This is a genomic window from Oceanispirochaeta crateris (assembly GCF_008329965.1).
Classification (GTDB): domain Bacteria; phylum Spirochaetota; class Spirochaetia; order DSM-2461; family DSM-2461; genus Oceanispirochaeta; species Oceanispirochaeta crateris.
This window is the reverse complement of record NZ_CP036150.1, coordinates 2889249-2905082: the sequence shown is the minus strand read 5'-3', so window position 1 is coordinate 2905082 and position 15834 is coordinate 2889249. Positions and strand designations below refer to the sequence as shown.

General features: G+C 45.8%; 17 protein-coding genes. 13 read left to right on the top strand and 4 right to left on the bottom strand.

The genetic code is table 11. The annotated features are described in order from the left end of the window. Positions 1-16 precede the first annotated feature (16 nt). Entirely contained in the window at positions 17-1237 is a 1221-nt protein-coding gene (locus EXM22_RS13190; RefSeq protein WP_149486976.1) for an aminopeptidase, read from the top strand. On the opposite strand, the gene rmuC is transcribed toward EXM22_RS13190, so the two are convergent. Together rmuC and EXM22_RS13180 are read right to left on the bottom strand one after the other, a co-directional pair. Continuing rightward, positions 1234-2064 carry a DNA recombination protein RmuC gene (gene rmuC / locus EXM22_RS13185; RefSeq protein WP_149486975.1) on the bottom strand — a complete coding sequence of 277 codons (831 nt, stop codon included), beginning with the start codon at positions 2062-2064 and terminating at the stop codon, positions 1234-1236. The two genes, EXM22_RS13190 and rmuC, sit on opposite strands and share 4 nt — an antisense overlap. 2 nt (positions 2065-2066) lie before the next feature. Beyond that, the gene (locus EXM22_RS13180) at positions 2067-3563 is read right to left on the bottom strand and encodes a cobyric acid synthase (RefSeq protein WP_246157019.1); all 1497 of its coding nucleotides are present in this window, start codon (positions 3561-3563) and stop codon (positions 2067-2069) included. 118 nt (positions 3564-3681) lie between these two features. Here EXM22_RS13180 and EXM22_RS13175 point away from each other — a divergent pair, with 118 nt between their 5' ends. Genes EXM22_RS13175 through EXM22_RS13135 form a run of 9 tightly spaced genes read left to right on the top strand, consistent with a single transcriptional unit; the run spans position 3682 to position 12716 of the window. Beyond that, positions 3682-4965: a bifunctional ornithine acetyltransferase/N-acetylglutamate synthase gene (locus EXM22_RS13175; protein ID WP_149486974.1), complete on the top strand. Its 1284-nt coding sequence runs from the start codon at positions 3682-3684 to the stop codon at positions 4963-4965. A gap of 33 nt (positions 4966-4998) precedes the next feature. After that, entirely contained in the window at positions 4999-5982 is a 984-nt protein-coding gene (locus EXM22_RS13170) for an AAA family ATPase (protein ID WP_149486973.1), read from the top strand. A 1-nt stretch (position 5983) separates the two neighbouring features. Continuing rightward, entirely contained in the window at positions 5984-6850 is an 867-nt protein-coding gene (locus tag EXM22_RS13165) for a DUF58 domain-containing protein (RefSeq protein WP_149486972.1), read from the top strand. Further along, the gene (locus EXM22_RS13160; protein WP_149486971.1) at positions 6847-7725 is read left to right on the top strand and encodes a hypothetical protein; all 879 of its coding nucleotides are present in this window, start codon (positions 6847-6849) and stop codon (positions 7723-7725) included. Before EXM22_RS13165 ends, EXM22_RS13160 begins: the two co-directional genes overlap by 4 nt. Continuing rightward, a complete protein-coding gene (locus EXM22_RS13155) occupies positions 7712-8713 on the top strand; it encodes a VWA domain-containing protein (RefSeq protein WP_149486970.1) in 1002 nt (333 codons plus the stop codon). The genes EXM22_RS13160 and EXM22_RS13155 overlap by 14 nt, the downstream gene beginning before the upstream one ends. Then, complete coding sequence (locus EXM22_RS13150) at positions 8710-9699, top strand: vWA domain-containing protein (protein WP_149486969.1); 990 nt, start codon at positions 8710-8712, stop codon at positions 9697-9699. The genes EXM22_RS13155 and EXM22_RS13150 overlap by 4 nt, the downstream gene beginning before the upstream one ends. Next, a complete protein-coding gene (locus EXM22_RS13145) occupies positions 9690-10277 on the top strand; it encodes a tetratricopeptide repeat protein (RefSeq protein WP_149486968.1) in 588 nt (195 codons plus the stop codon). The genes EXM22_RS13150 and EXM22_RS13145 overlap by 10 nt, the downstream gene beginning before the upstream one ends. Further along, positions 10232-12247, top strand: a complete 2016-nt coding sequence (locus tag EXM22_RS13140) for a BatD family protein (protein ID WP_149486967.1) — start codon at positions 10232-10234, stop codon at positions 12245-12247. The genes EXM22_RS13145 and EXM22_RS13140 overlap by 46 nt, the downstream gene beginning before the upstream one ends. Beyond that, complete coding sequence (locus EXM22_RS13135) at positions 12231-12716, top strand: Smr/MutS family protein (RefSeq protein ID WP_149486966.1); 486 nt, start codon at positions 12231-12233, stop codon at positions 12714-12716. Before EXM22_RS13140 ends, EXM22_RS13135 begins: the two co-directional genes overlap by 17 nt. 5 nt (positions 12717-12721) lie before the next feature. Here EXM22_RS13135 and infA read toward each other — a convergent pair whose 3' ends face one another. Continuing rightward, on the bottom strand, positions 12722-12958 hold the full coding sequence (gene infA, locus EXM22_RS13130; protein WP_210411483.1) for a translation initiation factor IF-1: 237 nt from the start codon (positions 12956-12958) through the stop codon (positions 12722-12724). A 119-nt stretch (positions 12959-13077) separates the two neighbouring features. On the opposite strand from infA, the gene EXM22_RS13125 reads away from it, so the two are divergent. The 3 genes from EXM22_RS13125 to EXM22_RS13115 all read left to right on the top strand — a co-directional run bounded on the left by EXM22_RS13125 (position 13078) and on the right by EXM22_RS13115 (position 15023). Next, entirely contained in the window at positions 13078-13434 is a 357-nt protein-coding gene (locus EXM22_RS13125; protein ID WP_149486964.1) for a TraR/DksA family transcriptional regulator, read from the top strand. Positions 13435-13522: 88 nt separating this feature from the next. Further along, on the top strand, positions 13523-13909 hold the full coding sequence (locus EXM22_RS13120) for a hypothetical protein (RefSeq protein ID WP_149486963.1): 387 nt from the start codon (positions 13523-13525) through the stop codon (positions 13907-13909). Beyond that, on the top strand, positions 13902-15023 hold the full coding sequence (locus EXM22_RS13115) for a hypothetical protein (RefSeq protein WP_149486962.1): 1122 nt from the start codon (positions 13902-13904) through the stop codon (positions 15021-15023). The genes EXM22_RS13120 and EXM22_RS13115 overlap by 8 nt, the downstream gene beginning before the upstream one ends. Before the next feature lie 37 nt (positions 15024-15060). Here the strand turns inward: EXM22_RS13115 and EXM22_RS13110 are convergent, their stop codons facing one another. After that, a complete protein-coding gene (locus EXM22_RS13110; protein ID WP_149486961.1) occupies positions 15061-15522 on the bottom strand; it encodes a DbpA RNA binding domain-containing protein in 462 nt (153 codons plus the stop codon). Between the last annotated feature and the right edge of the window lie 312 nt (positions 15523-15834).

The window sequence follows — 15834 nt, the reverse complement described above, 5'->3', positions numbered from 1 at the left end:
AATGCGGAGAGAAATTATGATAAATTATGAACAATATGCCCGGGTTGTCCTTCAAAAAGGTATTAATCTAAAAAAAGGCCAAAACCTTCTTATCAGCTGTAACGCCGGGAACTATGACCTGGCTCGTTCCCTGGCCACCGAAGCCTATACCCTGGGAGCCGGGTTTGTTGAAATCTCAGTGCAGGACAATTATATAACCAAGGCACGTCTGGCGGCTCAGTCCGGGGATGAACTCACATATATACCCAATTATCAAATAGGGAAGGCGCACCAGTTGCTTTCCGAGGACTGGGCGCGGATTCGTATCGACAGCACTGAAGAACAGGATGTTCTGGGTGATGTTGATTCGGATAAACTCAGCCTCCTATCCAAGGCAAGCCGCACGGCTTTGAGGTTTGTCTCCACCTCCATGATGAACGGAGAACATTCCTGGTGTGTCATCTGTGCGCCAGGGCCTCAATGGGCTAAAAAAGTCCTGGGTGACAAAGCCACTACGGAGGAACTCTGGGACGTTTTAAAACCTGTGCTCAGACTGGATCGGGAAGATCCGGCTCTTGCCTGGGAAGAACATGGTCATGACCTCTGGAATCGTTGTAAAATCCTGAATGAAATGAAGCTTGATCGTCTTCATTTTGAGGCTGAGGGTACGGATCTGATCATTGGACTGAACGGTATTGGCCGCTGGCATGGTGGTCCAGGCTCTCTTCCAGACGGACGGATGGTCTTTAATAATCTCCCCACTGAGGAGGTTTTCACCACTCCGGATTTTACCCGCTGTAATGGGACCGTTCGCACCACCAAGGCGCTCAAGGTGCTGGAGTCTCCTGTCGAAGGAGCCTGGTTTCGCTTTGAAGAAGGGAAAGTTGTCGATTTTGGGGCCGATAAAGGTCAGGATGTGCTGAAGCAGTTTCTGGATATGGATGAGGGAGCCCGATCTTTGGGAGAGGTCGCCCTAGTGGATGAGACATCCCCCATTGCTGCCAGCGGTCTGATTTTTGGATCTATTCTCTATGATGAGAATGCATCCTGTCATATTGCTCTGGGTGCAGGATATCCTTTTTGTCTCGAACTGCCTCCGGGAACCACAGGAGAAGAGACTCTTAAGTCTTATGGATGTAATTCCTCCTTATTGCATACAGACTTCATGATTGGTTCTCCCTCCCTGAATGTTACCGGCTATGACCGGGAGGGGAAGGCTTTTTCCCTGATTCGGAGTGGACGTTTTGTCCTCGCCTAAGAATCTCTGGGGGCCGACTCATCCAGTTGACGGATATTTCCATCTAAATCGGACAATTTGATTCCGCTCTCCTCCCAGGCATTCTGGAAGTTCTTGAGATGGGTTCCCGCCATTTTGAACTGCCTGCTAAAAACATCGTAGTCTTTCCGGATCTGGGAAATGAGATGCATCAATTCCCGGCTTCGGGAGGAAAAACTGAATCCCCTGAAGCCGTAGCCCACTGTCTGGAGGTAGACGAATAGAGAAGAAGGTCCTACGGGCAGGACTCCCATATTCAGCAGTTCTTCCTGCAAAGAGGCTGAACCGAGAACAAAGACTCTGTAGTAAAGATTCTCCGAGGGGATGTACATCAGTGCAAAAGGCATGGTTCCTTCCCGGGGGAGGATATACTTTGAAGCGATTGAAGTTCCATGGTTTATGAAAATTTTTCTCACAGATTTGGAGAGCTCCGTGTTGGAGGAATCCCAGAAGCCGCCTAGCTGCTCCAGAGGGAATTTGGCGTCCACAGCCACTTTGTAATGGCCTAGCCGAATCACGGCATCCGCCCTCTGGCCAGCTGAGAAACTGTGTTGGAAGGAATAGCTTTCACGGGGAAGTCTATTCCGGATCAGATCCTCAAGAAGGGTTTCTCCCAATCCACCTCGCAGCCGCGGTGAATGAAATACACTGTTCATCTCCTCCACCTGCCGGGCAACCCGGTCCAGTTGCTCTAGTCTTTTCCCCATCTGCACCATTCCATGATCTCCTGAATGTCTTTTGCTCCTGAGAAGAAGTAAGAGAAGAAGGGCGGTCAACAAAGATAGGCCTGTGATGATAATTGATTCCATTTTCAGACTCCCAGACCTAGAAGATGGTCAATTGCATTCATATCCACTGCTTTTTCAACCGCATCGGCAATGCGTTCTATTTCAAGTTCTCTCAATACATCCTCACTTTCGCCCGATTCTGGAGCCTCCCATCCCAGAGAAACTAAGAAGGACTTTCTAAAAAGGAGATCATCAAAAATACCATGCATGTACGTTCCCCAGCAGAGTCCGTCGGGTGATATGCTCCCCTCCAAGTGGCCATCCTCCTTGCGATAAAGAGGAATCCCTTCTTCTGTGCTCCTTGTTTCGCCTCTGTGTATTTCATATCCTCTACATTTTTGGTTTTTAAGGCTTTCAAAGAATCCAGGGCCTCCTGTAAAACGGCCTTCTGTCTGAAGAGTTGTCTTTTGTCCTGAAAAAAGAGTCTCAACCTTGAGAAGATTCAGGCCTTCCACACTTCCTCCTTCGGCTTCAAAGCTTTCCGGATCATGGATGGCGGTACCCATCATCTGGTACCCCCCGCAAATTCCTGCAACAGGAACTTCTTGTGCCGCCAGCTGGCGTATTTTTGAAAACAAGCCGGTTTCTTTGAGCCATTCAAGGTCGTTTATGCTTGTCTTTGAACCTGGAATGATGATTGCTGCCGCGGCCTCTGGAATTTCAGAAGGATGGCTTACAAAGCAGAGGCTGATACCTTTATCATTTAGAAAGGGATCAAAATCATCGTAATTAGATATATGGGGTAATTTAATCACAACCAGAATCAACCCCTCTCCATCTCCGAAATAGCGGTTCTTATCAATAAAAACCGAGTCTTCCTGAGCCAGGTAGATGTCTGGTATGAAGGGAATGACTCCCAGGGTTGGCACACCGCCGCAGCGCTCTTCAAGCATTTTTAGACCGGGCCTCAGGAGGGTCTCATCTCCTCTGAACTTGTTTATGAGAAATCCTTTGATTCTGTCCCTGTCTTCATCGACCATGATCAGTGTTCCGTAGAGGGATGCAAAGACGCCTCCCCTGTCAATGTCTGCAACCAGGAGGACGGGAGAATCGCTGTACCGTGCTACCGCCATATTGACAATTTCATGCTCATTGAGATTGATTTCAGCGGGACTCCCGGCTCCTTCGATGATGACAATCTCATTGTCTCTTCTCAGCCGGTCAATGGCTTGAGTCACCTCTGTCCATAGAGACTTTTTGCTTCTGTAGTAGTCTGATCCATCCATGGATTTCCATGGTTTCCCCATCAGGATGATTTGTGAACGGGAATTCCCCTCGGGTTTGATCAAAACAGGGTTCATATCGACGTGGGGAGGTCTTTTTGCAGCTTGAGCCTGAACAGCCTGAGCTCGTCCTATTTCATCACCTTCGGGAGTTACAAATGAATTCAAAGCCATATTCTGGGATTTGAATGGGGCAACCCTGTACCCCCGGCGTGTGTAGATTCTGCATAAGGCCGCTACCAGGATGCTTTTTCCCGCATCCGAACCGGTTCCCTGGACCATGAGTGTCTTTGCCATGAATTCCTCCCTATTTATTGAAACCTATATTCTGGGGTATTGCAACAGACGATAACAGCCTTCAGGGGAAGGGGCAGATTATAGACCTTTCCATTAATCCCCGTTATTATAGGACTCTATGAACTATTTCAATTCCAAAGCTGAGTATCTGGATTTCCTGGAGAGTTTGAGTACTCTACCAGAAGGGTTTAGAACGGCTGTCCACAGCCTTGAGTTTTCACCAAAAGAGAAACAGGGTGAATCCGCGGCAACGATGAAAATGACGGCCCTAGTTCTGGATGAACCGACAGCATCATTTGCTGCTGTTTTCACAAAAAATTCATTTCCTGGAGCACCCGTTCGCATTGGTCGTAAATTGCTTGAAGAGCCACTCATTCAGGGAGTCCTGATTAATAATAAAATTTCCAATGTCTGTACTCCCAGAGGAGAAGAGGATGCTAGAGAAATCCTTTCCGCCTTTGTGAAGGAGATGCAAGGGGAGGTAAAGGCCCCTCTTTTTCCTTCTTCAACGGGAGTCATCGGCTGGTCTCTCCCGGTAAATGAAATGATCTCCGCCTGTCCGTCCCTGGCTGGTAAGCTCCAAAATAAGACTTTATTGAGTGCCGCTCAGTCAATCATGACAACCGATGCCTATCCAAAGTTGCGTTCTGTGCCTCTAGGGACCGGGCTATTAAGTGGCATTGCCAAAGGGGCCGGGATGATAGAGCCAAATATGGCGACCATGCTCTCCTTTTTAATCACAGATGTCTCCATTCCCAGAGATGTTATGAGGCGGGTTTTACCCGAAGCGGTTGAAACTAGCTTCAATCGGATTTCTATCGACAGTGACCAGAGTACTAGTGACTCAGTTATGTTTTTTTCTTCCAATAAGAAGGCTGAGGTAGGGGAAGAGGAGCTTAAAAAAGCCCTGGAACTCCTGTGCAGTGATCTATCCGGAGACATTGTTCGTAACGGAGAGGGCTGCGGGCATGTTATAAGAGTGTGCGTAGAAGAGGCCGCTTCTGTCTCTCAGGCCAAGGGCTTTGCCAAGGCGTTAGTCAATTCACCCTTGAGTAAAACGGCCATATTTGGAAATGATCCTAATGTCGGCCGGTTTGTCCAGGCCATAGGGGATTATGCAGGGAATCATGATATCTCCTTGGATGAACGGAATGTCCGTATTTCACTGGGAAGTGAAGTCATTTATGAAAATGGCCGTTTTGAGCTGGATTCTGTCAAGGAAGGCGTCTTGAGCCAGTATTTGAAAGACTGTGCTCTGCCAACACCGAGTCCGGGATATCCTGCGCATGAGAAATTTGTAGAAATCCGTATCTGTCTGGGACTGGGGCAGGACGGGGCAACCGTTCTCGGATCTGACCTTTCCTATGAATATGTCAGGGAAAATGCAGACTACAGAACCTGATAAGAAAGATTGTAAAAAGGTAAGGGAATAAGGATGAGTGAGAATAAAAACCTGACAGACAAGATGAAGGATGCTTCCATGCTCCTGGATATTGCCAGGAAAGAGATCGCAAAGAGAATCATTGGTCAGGCGGACATGGTGAACGGCCTGCTGATGGGGATCATCACAGGAGGGCATATCCTTGTAGAAGGGGTCCCCGGACTGGCAAAAACGCAGATGGTCAAGGCCGTAGCGGATGTTCTCAACGCTGACTTTAAGAGAATCCAATTTACACCCGACCTTCTTCCGGCTGACCTGACAGGAACCATGATTTACCGCCCTCAAACCGGTGAGTTTGTTCCCAGAAAAGGGCCTGTTTTTTCCAACATCATCTTGGCCGATGAAATTAACAGGGCTCCCTCCAAGGTACAGGCTGCTCTGCTGGAAGCCATGGCCGAATCACAGGTGACCATTGGTGATAATACCTACCGGCTGGCAGAACCTTTTTTTGTTATGGCCACTCAGAATCCCATTGAGCAGGAAGGAACCTATCAGCTTCCTGAAGCACAATTAGATCGATTCATTATGAAGTTGAAGGTTGATTATCCTAATCCTCAGGAAGAACTGGCCATTTTGAATCAACTGGACAAACGAGACGACCAGGTTTTGAGGAAGGTCTTTACCAAATACTCCATTCAGGACCTGAAAGATTTGGCTGCCTCCATCAGAGTGGATGAGAGTATCAAAAAATATATTGTTTCCATCGTTAATGCATCCCGGGTTAAGGGGAGAAATCAACTTCCGTTCACTCGGTTTATTGAATTTGGTGCCTCTCCTCGGGCATCCATTGCTCTTTTTGAATGTGCCAGGGTCAATGCTCTCTTCGAAAACAGGGAATTTGTACTCCCCGAAGATGTGAAAGCCGTGGCTTACAATGTTTTACGTCACAGAATCGTCTTGTCTTATGAGGCAGAATCGGAAGAGTTGAGCAGTGATGATGTGATCAGAGATATCCTATCTATAGTCACGGTTCCATAAAATGGAAGAGATCTCCCGCAAGGTAAAAAAACTTCACTTTACATCCAGAAAACTCGTCGATACCATCTTTGCAGGGAATTACCACTCTGTTTTTAAGGGCCCCGGGCTGGAGTTTGATGAAGTGCGGGAGTACAGTGACGGCGATGACACCAGGTTTATTGACTGGAATGTCACATCCCGCATGGGGGTCCCCTATACAAAGACATTCCGCGAAGAAAGAGAGGTCGTTTTGCAGGTCCTTGTGGATACCTCCAGTTCTCTCTATTTCAGTTCGGGCCATGTGAATAAGCGCGATCTGGCGGGACATCTTTTTGCCATAGTGGCCCTTGCTGCGGTTGCGAATAATGATAAAGTCGGTTGTCTGCTCTTTTCTGACAGAATTGAAACTCAGATTCAGCCGAGGAAGGGGAAAAAACACGTCCTCAAGCAGATTACTCAGATTCTGTCAGTCAAGGAAGGTCGGAAAGGCTCCAATCTTGCCCTGGCTTGCAAGACCGCATCGAAAACGATGAAGCGGCGGGGTATTTGTCTTATCTTATCAGATTTCAGAACCAACCACTATAAGACCGAATTGACTCTTCTGGCACGGAAACATGATGTTATAGCCATAAGACTGACAGATCCGCTGGACCGTGAATTTCCTGCAAGTGGACTGATTCATCTTGAGGACCCCGAATCCGGGCAGACTCTCAATGTCATGGGTACAAGAAGCATGCGTAGGCAGTATCATGATTTTTGGGAACATGAACGCTTTCTATGGCTCAGACGCTGTCAATCAGCGGGTGTGGATACCCTTGAAATCTCAACAGAGGATGATCCGGCTGTAAAGCTTCTTCATTTCTTTGAACGGAGAAAAAAGAGAAAATGAGACGGATAATTCTTCCTCTGCTGCTTTTTCTGGTTGCAGGGGCCCTCAGTGCCCAAAGTTATCAGATCCATAACCTCCGGTTTATACCTCCTGAATATTATGTGGGAGATACAGTGGAGATGTCTTTTCTACTCAAGACTGATCAAGCGGTGAATCTGAAGGTTCCCGAAATTTTCCCCACTCCCGGCTGGATTCGTTTTCTATCCATGGACATTGAACCACGAGGTGTTGATTATCAAATCTCTATTCGTCTCATTCCCTACTATCCTGGAACGAGGGCATTGCCTCCTCTGGAATCCGGGGATCTGATCCTGAACGACCTAAAAATTTTTACCTCCTCCATTTTGGATTCCGGTGCTTCAAGGGAACTTTCGGAGATTCGTTCACCTCTGTTAATTCCCGGTACAAGAGCGGTTGGAGCCCTGATTGTTTCTCTCCTGTTGTCCCTGCCGATTATCCTGATTTTCCTCTTCAAGGTCATAAGATCCAGAACCGGGAAAATCATCAGGACTTATAAGTTGAACCTTCCGTACCGGCAGTTTCAAAGGTTGATCCGCAGGATTCGAAGAACCATGGTCAATATGCCAGAGAAAGATTTTTACCTTTCATTTACAGGTGGATTGAAGAAATATCTATCGACACGGTTTCATCAGGATCTGACAAGTTCTACAACTTCGGAAATAGAAGCATTGCTTATTCGTTCCCATATTCATGAAACTCTTGCCCTGTCATTGGTCAATCTTTTTAACAGGGTAGACCGGGTCAAGTTTGCCGGGGATAAATTGCTCTACAGCGATAGGGAACAGCTCCTGGGCGAGGTTGAAGATGTCTCTTTAGCCCTGGAAGAATGGAGGAAAAAGCATGCTGACCTTTGAGTCTCCAGAATACCTTTTTCTTATACTTTTGATACCAGTCCTCTTTTACTTCCGTCATTTTGGCTCTTCTTCGGGCAGATCTCTTCGTGTTTCCACAGGAATTTGGAGAAAAGGAATCGTCACCATTAAACAAAGGGGCTTGAAGCTCGCTCTCTTTTTCTCAGCATTTTTCTTCTGGGCAGGTTTGTTTCTTCTGGGGCTGGCACTAGGGGGACCTGCGTTGAGCATTCAGGAAAAGGTCTATCTGAATAGAGGTGCTGATATCGTCATCGTTCTTGATCAGTCCCCCAGTATGGCTGCTAGGGACTTTCCATCCGAAACTCGTTTGGAATCTGCTATCAACATGATTAAGCTCTTTGTTTCTGCAAGAAAAAATGACGCTGTAGGTCTTGTTGGTTTTGGAGAAGAAGCGGTTCTCAAGGTTCCGCCTACAACCGATTATAATAGTTTTTTATCCCGTTTGGAAGAATCGCTTATTATGGAGCTGGGAGAGGGAACCGCCATCGGAATGGGCCTGGCTGTTGCGGTGCTTCATTTGTCCGAAAGCCGGTCTGACCAGCGGGTCATTGTTCTCATAACAGATGGTGACAATAATGCCGGTGAGATTCAACCTTCTGCTGCGGCGTCCATGGCGGCTCAAATGGGAATCAGGCTGTACACCATTGGTATCGGTGGAGAGGGAGAGGTTCCCTTTGAGTTCATCCATCCAGAGAGTGGACAACTCATGACAGGGACTTTGAACAGTCGTTTTGATGAAACCCTCTTGCAGGATCTGGCAGAGACCGGAGGAGGTAGTTTTTTTAAGGCTTCCTCACCGGGGACTCTCGAATCGGTGTTCAGATCCATAGATTCTCTGGAAACAATCGAAGAAAGGGTGAGAATCCAGGTAAGGACAGAACCTCTGTACCGCTGGTTTATTTTTCTGGGCTTGATTCTCATCCTCACTGATCTTCTTTTAAGAAGATTGTTTTTCAGGGAGATCCTATGACCGTATTGTATCCTGAGGTCTTCTGGTTTTTCTTCCTTCTTCTCCTTCTCCTCCTCCCCGCTTTACTCAACTTCAGTAGCGGGAAGCGTCTCCTTACCATTTTGGGAGGAGAGTGGAGAAGGGAAAAAACGTCTCATGTTTATTTTATCAAAAATGTTTTCTACTGGGTGACCATGCTTCTGTTCTTTGTTTTCTCATTGTTGGCTACTGCCGGGATATCCTGGAACAAGGAACCTGTGAAGGATGAGTCGTCCGGACTCGATATTGTCTATGCCGTAGACGTTTCCCGTAGCATGCTGGCTCAAGATGTTCATCCTGATAGACTCAGTCGGGCGGGTGAGTTGATCAGATCTTTGACGGGGAATATTCCCGAGGGGCGTAATGCTCTCGTGATTTTCAAGGGAGATGGGCACATTCTCGTACCTCTCACTGAAGACAAAATCATAATCGAATCTGCTGTAAACAACTTGAGTCCCTCTCTTTATACTGTGCAGGGGTCGGACATTGCCAAAGGATTAAAAAAAGCCATACAGGCCTTTCCTACCGGGTCGCCAGCCAGGAAGGTTGTCCTGCTTATCACAGATGGAGAGTCTCTGGAGGGCAATCCTGTCGCTATGGCCAGGGAGTGTTTTCTCAATGATATCACGCTCTTTGTTGCCGGAATAGGGACTGTTCAGGGAAGTCTCCTCTATGATGCTTCGGGGGACGTCATCAGTGATTCCTCCGGAAAAGCCGTTGTGTCCCGTCTTAATCAGAGTATTCTCCGAGAAATGGCAGACAGCGGAGCCGGTAAATATTATGATCTTTCGGATGTTAAAACACCGGGACTCATCTTTCAGGACCTCAATTCGCTCAGTGAAGAGTCCGGTGCGGAAGGAATCCGCCTGCAGGATCAGATGAGCTTTCGTATTTTTCTGATCATTGCCCTTCTTTGTCTCATTCTGAATCTTATTGGTACTCAGCTGAGGTGGTCAAAATGGTATTAAAAAAATCCGTTCTACCCTGGTTTTTTATACTTCTGGGAATCTTATCCTCGGGGTCCTGTCGGCTGTTTGAGCCGGGTTTTTCCGTTTTGAAAGGGAATTATGCCTATCAGCAGGGGGATTATCAGAAGGCCCTTCTGCATTACCTCGGCGATGAGGATAAAGGGAATCATAAAGAACGGATTCTTTTTAATATTGCCACTGTCTATTATGCCCTAGGAGAAGGGCTTCCTGCCCTGGAGCTTTGGGAGCTTGCCGGTTCCACTGTGGATGAGGAAGTCCTCTTTGCTGCAGGATTCAATTCAGGGGTTGTGCTCTATCAGTCCGGGAGATTTTTAGAGGCATACAATGCCTTTCGTCGGGCTCTTGAATTAAGGCCGAACTCTCTGGAATCTAAAAAAAATCTGGAGCTTGTCCTGGAAAGACTTGAAGCGGAGAGTGGATCTCCCGATTCCCGCTCGGCATCAACAACACCGGACGTCAGTGATGATGCCAGAAGAATTCTCCAATATATAAAGAGAAAGGAGGGAAGTGGATGGAATCCAAAAGAATCAGAAACCGATTCAGAACAGGACTGGTAAGCCTTTGTTTCTTCTTACTCCCTCTGATTCCCTCTGGGGCGATAGAAGCGGAATGGAAGGAGCAAATTGTAGAGGGGCAGCGGTTCACTCTGAAATTCATAACATCCTTTCATGGACGGCAGGATGTTGATATCCAAGACCCCATCTGGCCGGATGGGATCAGCAAACTTTCAGGACCCTATACGGCTCAGCGTACAATTCAAAATGAAGACGGCAGCTTTGCAACCGTTTTACAGGTGATTTATACCCTCCGGGGAGATGAACCCGGCATTTACACAGTTCCGCCTGTGAATGTCACTGATGGATTGGAAATTCAGACCAGCGATGCCCTAGTTATTCCTATCCTGGATAGGGATGAATCATTTTTGAATTTTCCTCTTCTGATTGAATGGTTGGATATCCCTGAGTCTCTTTATGTTGGACAATCAGTTCCTCTGGTTCTTATGATGCACAATCTGGAAGAGATAACCCTTCCGGATTCAGTTTCCATTCAGCCCCCGCAAGCGGCTATTCTTGAAAGTGTTCGGGGATTGGGTGAAATACATTTCAGCAGTATAGGGGAAAGAACGCTCTTTCATGTTCCCATGGAGACCTGGATGCTCACACCGTCAGCTCCAGGAACTCTGAATCTGGGATCTGTCCAAGTTCAGATTCTGGGATTGAAAAGGAGTACTACCAGGCAGAGTATCTCCGTTAAACCTCTCCCCGAACGGGTATCAAAAACTGGGGCCGTGGGGGAATTCTCCTATTCTCTACAGCTTCCTGATTCAGAGGCTGTTGTGGGTGATACTGTCCTGCTGAAACTCAGGGTGGAAGGTGTCGGAAATCTAAATTACATGGTTCTGGGCGAACCTGAATTTCCCGAAACATTGAATGTCGTCAGAAAAGAGGTCTCAGACTTTACAGCCGGAAACTCCGGATTTGAAGGATATAGAGAACTGCAGTATCTGATTACCCTGGATTCAGAAGGAGCTTATAATATTGAGATTCCCGGTTTTGCCTGGTTGAACCCTCTCACAGGGACGGTCTCTGTGTCTCCATCGAAAACATTGAACTTGCGTGTTGTTTCTGTCATAGATTCTTTGAATCAAAAAAATCAAAATTTCAGTCTCATCCCTCCTTCGGAAGTCCTCAAGGGCAATAGGTCGCCGCTTTACAGCAACCCATTGGCTTATTTACTTTTGTTTCCCGGTGTTCTCTTTTTGATCATGCACAGGCATTTGAAGGGGCGGAAAAAATTTACCCTTTCTACTCTTATCCTGACTCTTTTCATGACAAGTGCGGCCCTTTCAAGTAATCATGAAATAACCGGATTCCAGGAGTCCCAATCTTCCTTTGAAAGGGGTGAATTCAAAAAAGCTCTGGATTTTTATAAAACAGCTGGTGCCGAGTGGGATCAGAATGCTAATTTTCTATATAACCGAGGCGTATTGTACTATCTCAGTGGGGAGAATGCCCCAGCCATAGCGTCATTGCGTGCTTCATTATACCTGAAACCTACAAGCAGTCTGATTAAAAATACCTTAGATTCTATAGAGAAGGGCCTTTCTTTAGAGCATCAGTTTGAACTCTCTCTTCTGCTACCCATGGATGGTTTGTTCCTTTTATTTGTCATTTCGGTAAACCTTGTTTTTGTTGTGATCGCCCTCCGGAGAGGAAGACATGATTCCACGGCTGCTCTTCTGATTTTTCTGCTCACATTCAGCAGTCTCCTTTTTGCTGGGGAGTTGATTCGTTCTTCCTGGATTTTGAGCCGCAAAGAGGCTGTGGTCAGTCAGGATGTCGCCATAAGGAAAATCCCTGATCTCCAAGGCAGTCCTTGGATTCAACTTCCAGAAGGTACTTCGGTTGAACTTGTTAGAAATTACCGTGATTTCTCTCTCATTCATACGGCCTATGGCTTAGAGGGCTGGGTTCTTCTGGAAGATCTAATTCATATTTCTAAAGAGAGTTATGATGATGAACTTTGAAGATATCCTTTCCCAATGGGAACAGCAGCAAAGGTACAAATCGGCCAAGGATAGGGCAGTGGAACTGAAGAAGTCCGCAGAGGTCAAAGCAGCTCCCATGGACGATTGGCTGGAAATGTATCCTCCCGACAGGAAGCTGGCCGAAAGAAAAGAAATTCCAGATAGAATCATTATACACACAAGAAAAAAAGAGCTGGCGCGTATGGATCCTCAGGATACTCTCGATCTGCATGGCTGGACTGGCCAAGAGGCCTTGAGCGAATTGGAATATTTCTTAAAAAAATCAAAAAGAAAGGGATTGAATAAGGTTATGGTTGTCCATGGTAAAGGACTTCACTCCCCGGGGGGAGCATCCGTCCTCCGACCGATTGTTAAAAATTATCTGGAAAAATCTCCATTAGTGAGAGATTATGGTCGAGCCAAAGTGAGCTCTGGCGGCGGAGGGGCTACCTGGATATTGTTGCGCTGAATAAATCAGCGTTCTCTGTAGATGATTCTTCCTCTGCTGAGGTCATAAGGTGACAGGGCAACTTTTACTTTGTCGCCTGGGACAATACGGATATAATGTTTTCTCATTTTACCTGATAAGTGAGCCAGTATTACATGGCCGTTGGCTACCTCAACTCGGAACATTGTATTGGGCAGGGATTCTTTGACAATGCCCTCTACTTCAATTGCTTCTTCTTTAGACAAACAGTTAACTCCTGACATTTATAGTGATTAGCATATTATGAAATAGGATAGCCTTTGTCAACTCCTTGACATTTTCTGTTAAATAATACAGATTGTTGCGGATATAAATACCCCCTTTAAAAAAGGTATGGAAAACTATGGAAAAAGAGTTTCAGGACAAGATGAGAACAACTCTGCTCGAAATAAAAGAGCAGGTATTGAGAAATCTTATTTCAGAAAATGAAGATTTCAAAGCTGCAGTTGAAGATCTTGGTGTTAAGGATCTCGCTGATATTGCTTCAAATGATATCGATGTAAGAACCTTGGAAGCCCTTAGTTCTCAGGAGACCCTTAGGCTAAATAAGGTTGAATCTGCGTTAATCCGCCTTGAAAATGGAAAATACGGGGTTTGTGCACGGTGTACTAAGAAAATAGCCAAAGACAGGTTGGAAGCCATTCCCTATGCAGTGCTTTGCATTGAATGTAAAAGTGACAGCGAAAAGAGAAAAAATTAATATTTTTCCCTGTTTTTAGATTAAAATAGTTTTAAACCGATCCTGATTTCTTCCGATAATAGGAATGAAATCATAAAAGGACGGTTGTATGGAACTTAGGTCCGTTTCTGGACAGGTCAATGTAGCTCAAATTGCCAATATGAAGCCCAATTCTGGTAGAATCAGTCTGCCTGTTTCCCGGGCCCAATCTCCATATGCCCAATTTAAATACGTTCAGGGTGTTCCTACAAGCAATCCCGGCGGTTCCGTATCGATCGATCGTCTTCGTATTCTGAACACCTTAATAAACGGTCTTGTCAGTAAAGCTGAAAATCCAGGACTTCAGTCGGATCTCTCCAAAATGTCAGATGAATCGGTCAAGGCTCTTATTGATCAATATTCCAGCCAGCTTCACTCAGCCTTGAAGGCACCCTCTCCTTATACTGCTGCCGGGTCGGCCTATTCCGGTGGTTCCATATTCAATGTTCTTGCCTGATCCCATTCTGTCCCTTGTTCAGCTTCTTTCTCTGGCTGCTCTTTTTTATCTTTTGATTCCTGTGAGCGGCGCTTTTTATGTGCGGCGTCAATGGCGGATTTTTCGAAAAAATCTAAGACACTCCCTTGATGTCCCTCTTGTTGTTCCGCGAGTTACATCCTTGAGCGCTTCTCTTGGGCTGCACCGATTCTTGGGACAGCTGGAAGCTATTGAGGGAAGTACACTCCTTTGGATCAGGGGAAAGTCGGGGACGATTACGGCAGATATGAAAGATGCAAGGATTTACAAACAGACAGATCCTGGAATCAACGACGAGTTGTATAGGCATTTATACCCCTATGCCCTGCCGAAAATATCCTTGAGTCAGATGCCCTGGAGTGATATTTTCTCTCTGACAGAAGGAACCCGTCTTTTTCTGTTTGGGAACCTGGATGTCCAGGGAGGGAAATACTGCCTGAGAAGCACCCGTGAAATACCATTGACTGTCATTATATATAATGAAGATCCATTTACACTTATTCCCCGTTGCATATGGAGCGGGAGGCAGACGAATGAACTTTGGAATTTTCTAACACCCTGGTCAATTTTAACGGGATCTCTTCTATTATTGATTTCTACACTCTGGCAATTTCAGAATACGAACAATTATGGAATCCAGTTCTTAGGCCTCTCTATGGCTCTTTTACCTGTGATTCTGTTCTTACCTCCGGGTGTTTTTCTCTTCAATCTGTACCAGCGTTTCTGGGAAAAAGGAAAAAAATATAGGGCAGAAAGGGATCTTATGAGACTCTCTTTGTCTTCCTATCCGGCAGAGGGGGAGAACCAGGCTGTCTGTGAGGATGAAACGGAGATCCTATTTTCAAGAAAACCCACAGGCTGGCCGGACACTGAGGAGATAGAATATTGCTGCTATGGAATCCCAGAAGGGCTTTTGGAGATGTCGGATATCGATTTGAAGGGCTGTTGTATTTCTTACCCAGCAGATCCTGAACTTCTGGCAGCATTTTGTCAGAAGAGAGCCTTTTTATATGAAGCCTTGTCGGGGATCGTTTTGGTTGTAGGGATGTTTTTGAATTACTTACTGATTTGGTTTATTGCAAAGGGATTGTATTAAATCAGCCGGCGCCGATCCGGCTGAACTTTAAAATACTCTAACTGACAGTTTTCTTCTTGGCTAGATTCACAGTCAATTTTCTGCCTCTATAGTCAATACCATCCAAATTATCGATGGCATTGGCAGCTGCGGCTTGGCTGATAGTTATAAAAGAATAGTTGTCTAAAATTTTGATATCACCGATATTCTCTCGTTCTACCTTTCCGGTGTTCACGAAGAGGTGTACCAAATCCTTTGGAAAGACTTTACGGTTACGCCCTATACTCACAAAGAGAGACGTTCCGTCAGCAATTGATCTGCTGGATCCTTTACGTTTTTGACCCATTTCTTTAAGCATATACGCAGTCACCCATGACCTGAGTGCAAAGGGAACCTGTTTCTTGAAAGCCTTTTTGTATGATTTCAGGACATCAGGATCTTCCTGATTTTTGACCTGATCTATCAGTCTTTCAATAACAGGCTTTAGATCATCACTGTTAAAATTGTCCGGTTTACCCATGACTGATGTCTCCTGTAGTAAATAATTGCCTTAACCCTGAAATCTTATACTCAAAAAAGATTCAGAGAAGACCTGAAAAAAAACAGAAATCTTACGGAAATAGTATAAAGAAAAGTCCGGCGTTCTTTTCAGAGAACCGGAAGACAGGATTGAAATTGCTTTGAAAATCGTTATCAAGAGTGTTCTCGGATCGAAATTCCATCAATAGCTCAATTGTTCTCCGGAAAAATACTATTTATTTTCCGAGTTTCTGAATAATAATTACAATATAATGGTGGATCTTTATTTGTCAACATAAAGTAAGAATATGCA

Excerpts from the sequence above, each read along its gene's own strand:
- rmuC (WP_149486975.1), bottom strand. The coding sequence starts at position 2,064 with ATGGAATCAATTATCATCACAGGCCTATCTTTGTTGACCGCCCTTCTT.
- EXM22_RS13190 (WP_149486976.1), top strand. The coding sequence starts at position 17 with ATGATAAATTATGAACAATATGCCCGGGTTGTCCTTCAAAAAGGTATT.
- EXM22_RS13180 (WP_246157019.1), bottom strand. The coding sequence starts at position 3,563 with ATGGCAAAGACACTCATGGTCCAGGGAACCGGTTCGGATGCGGGAAAA.
- EXM22_RS13175 (WP_149486974.1), top strand. The coding sequence starts at position 3,682 with ATGAACTATTTCAATTCCAAAGCTGAGTATCTGGATTTCCTGGAGAGT.
- EXM22_RS13140 (WP_149486967.1), top strand. The coding sequence starts at position 10,232 with ATGGAATCCAAAAGAATCAGAAACCGATTCAGAACAGGACTGGTAAGC.
- EXM22_RS13170 (WP_149486973.1), top strand. The coding sequence starts at position 4,999 with ATGAGTGAGAATAAAAACCTGACAGACAAGATGAAGGATGCTTCCATG.
- EXM22_RS13135 (WP_149486966.1), top strand. The coding sequence starts at position 12,231 with ATGATGATGAACTTTGAAGATATCCTTTCCCAATGGGAACAGCAGCAA.
- EXM22_RS13125 (WP_149486964.1), top strand. The coding sequence starts at position 13,078 with ATGGAAAAAGAGTTTCAGGACAAGATGAGAACAACTCTGCTCGAAATA.
- EXM22_RS13155 (WP_149486970.1), top strand. The coding sequence starts at position 7,712 with ATGCTGACCTTTGAGTCTCCAGAATACCTTTTTCTTATACTTTTGATA.
- infA (WP_210411483.1), bottom strand. The coding sequence starts at position 12,958 with ATGTCAGGAGTTAACTGTTTGTCTAAAGAAGAAGCAATTGAAGTAGAG.
- EXM22_RS13120 (WP_149486963.1), top strand. The coding sequence starts at position 13,523 with ATGGAACTTAGGTCCGTTTCTGGACAGGTCAATGTAGCTCAAATTGCC.
- EXM22_RS13160 (WP_149486971.1), top strand. The coding sequence starts at position 6,847 with ATGAGACGGATAATTCTTCCTCTGCTGCTTTTTCTGGTTGCAGGGGCC.
- EXM22_RS13150 (WP_149486969.1), top strand. The coding sequence starts at position 8,710 with ATGACCGTATTGTATCCTGAGGTCTTCTGGTTTTTCTTCCTTCTTCTC.
- EXM22_RS13165 (WP_149486972.1), top strand. The coding sequence starts at position 5,984 with ATGGAAGAGATCTCCCGCAAGGTAAAAAAACTTCACTTTACATCCAGA.
- EXM22_RS13110 (WP_149486961.1), bottom strand. The coding sequence starts at position 15,522 with ATGGGTAAACCGGACAATTTTAACAGTGATGATCTAAAGCCTGTTATT.
- EXM22_RS13145 (WP_149486968.1), top strand. The coding sequence starts at position 9,690 with ATGGTATTAAAAAAATCCGTTCTACCCTGGTTTTTTATACTTCTGGGA.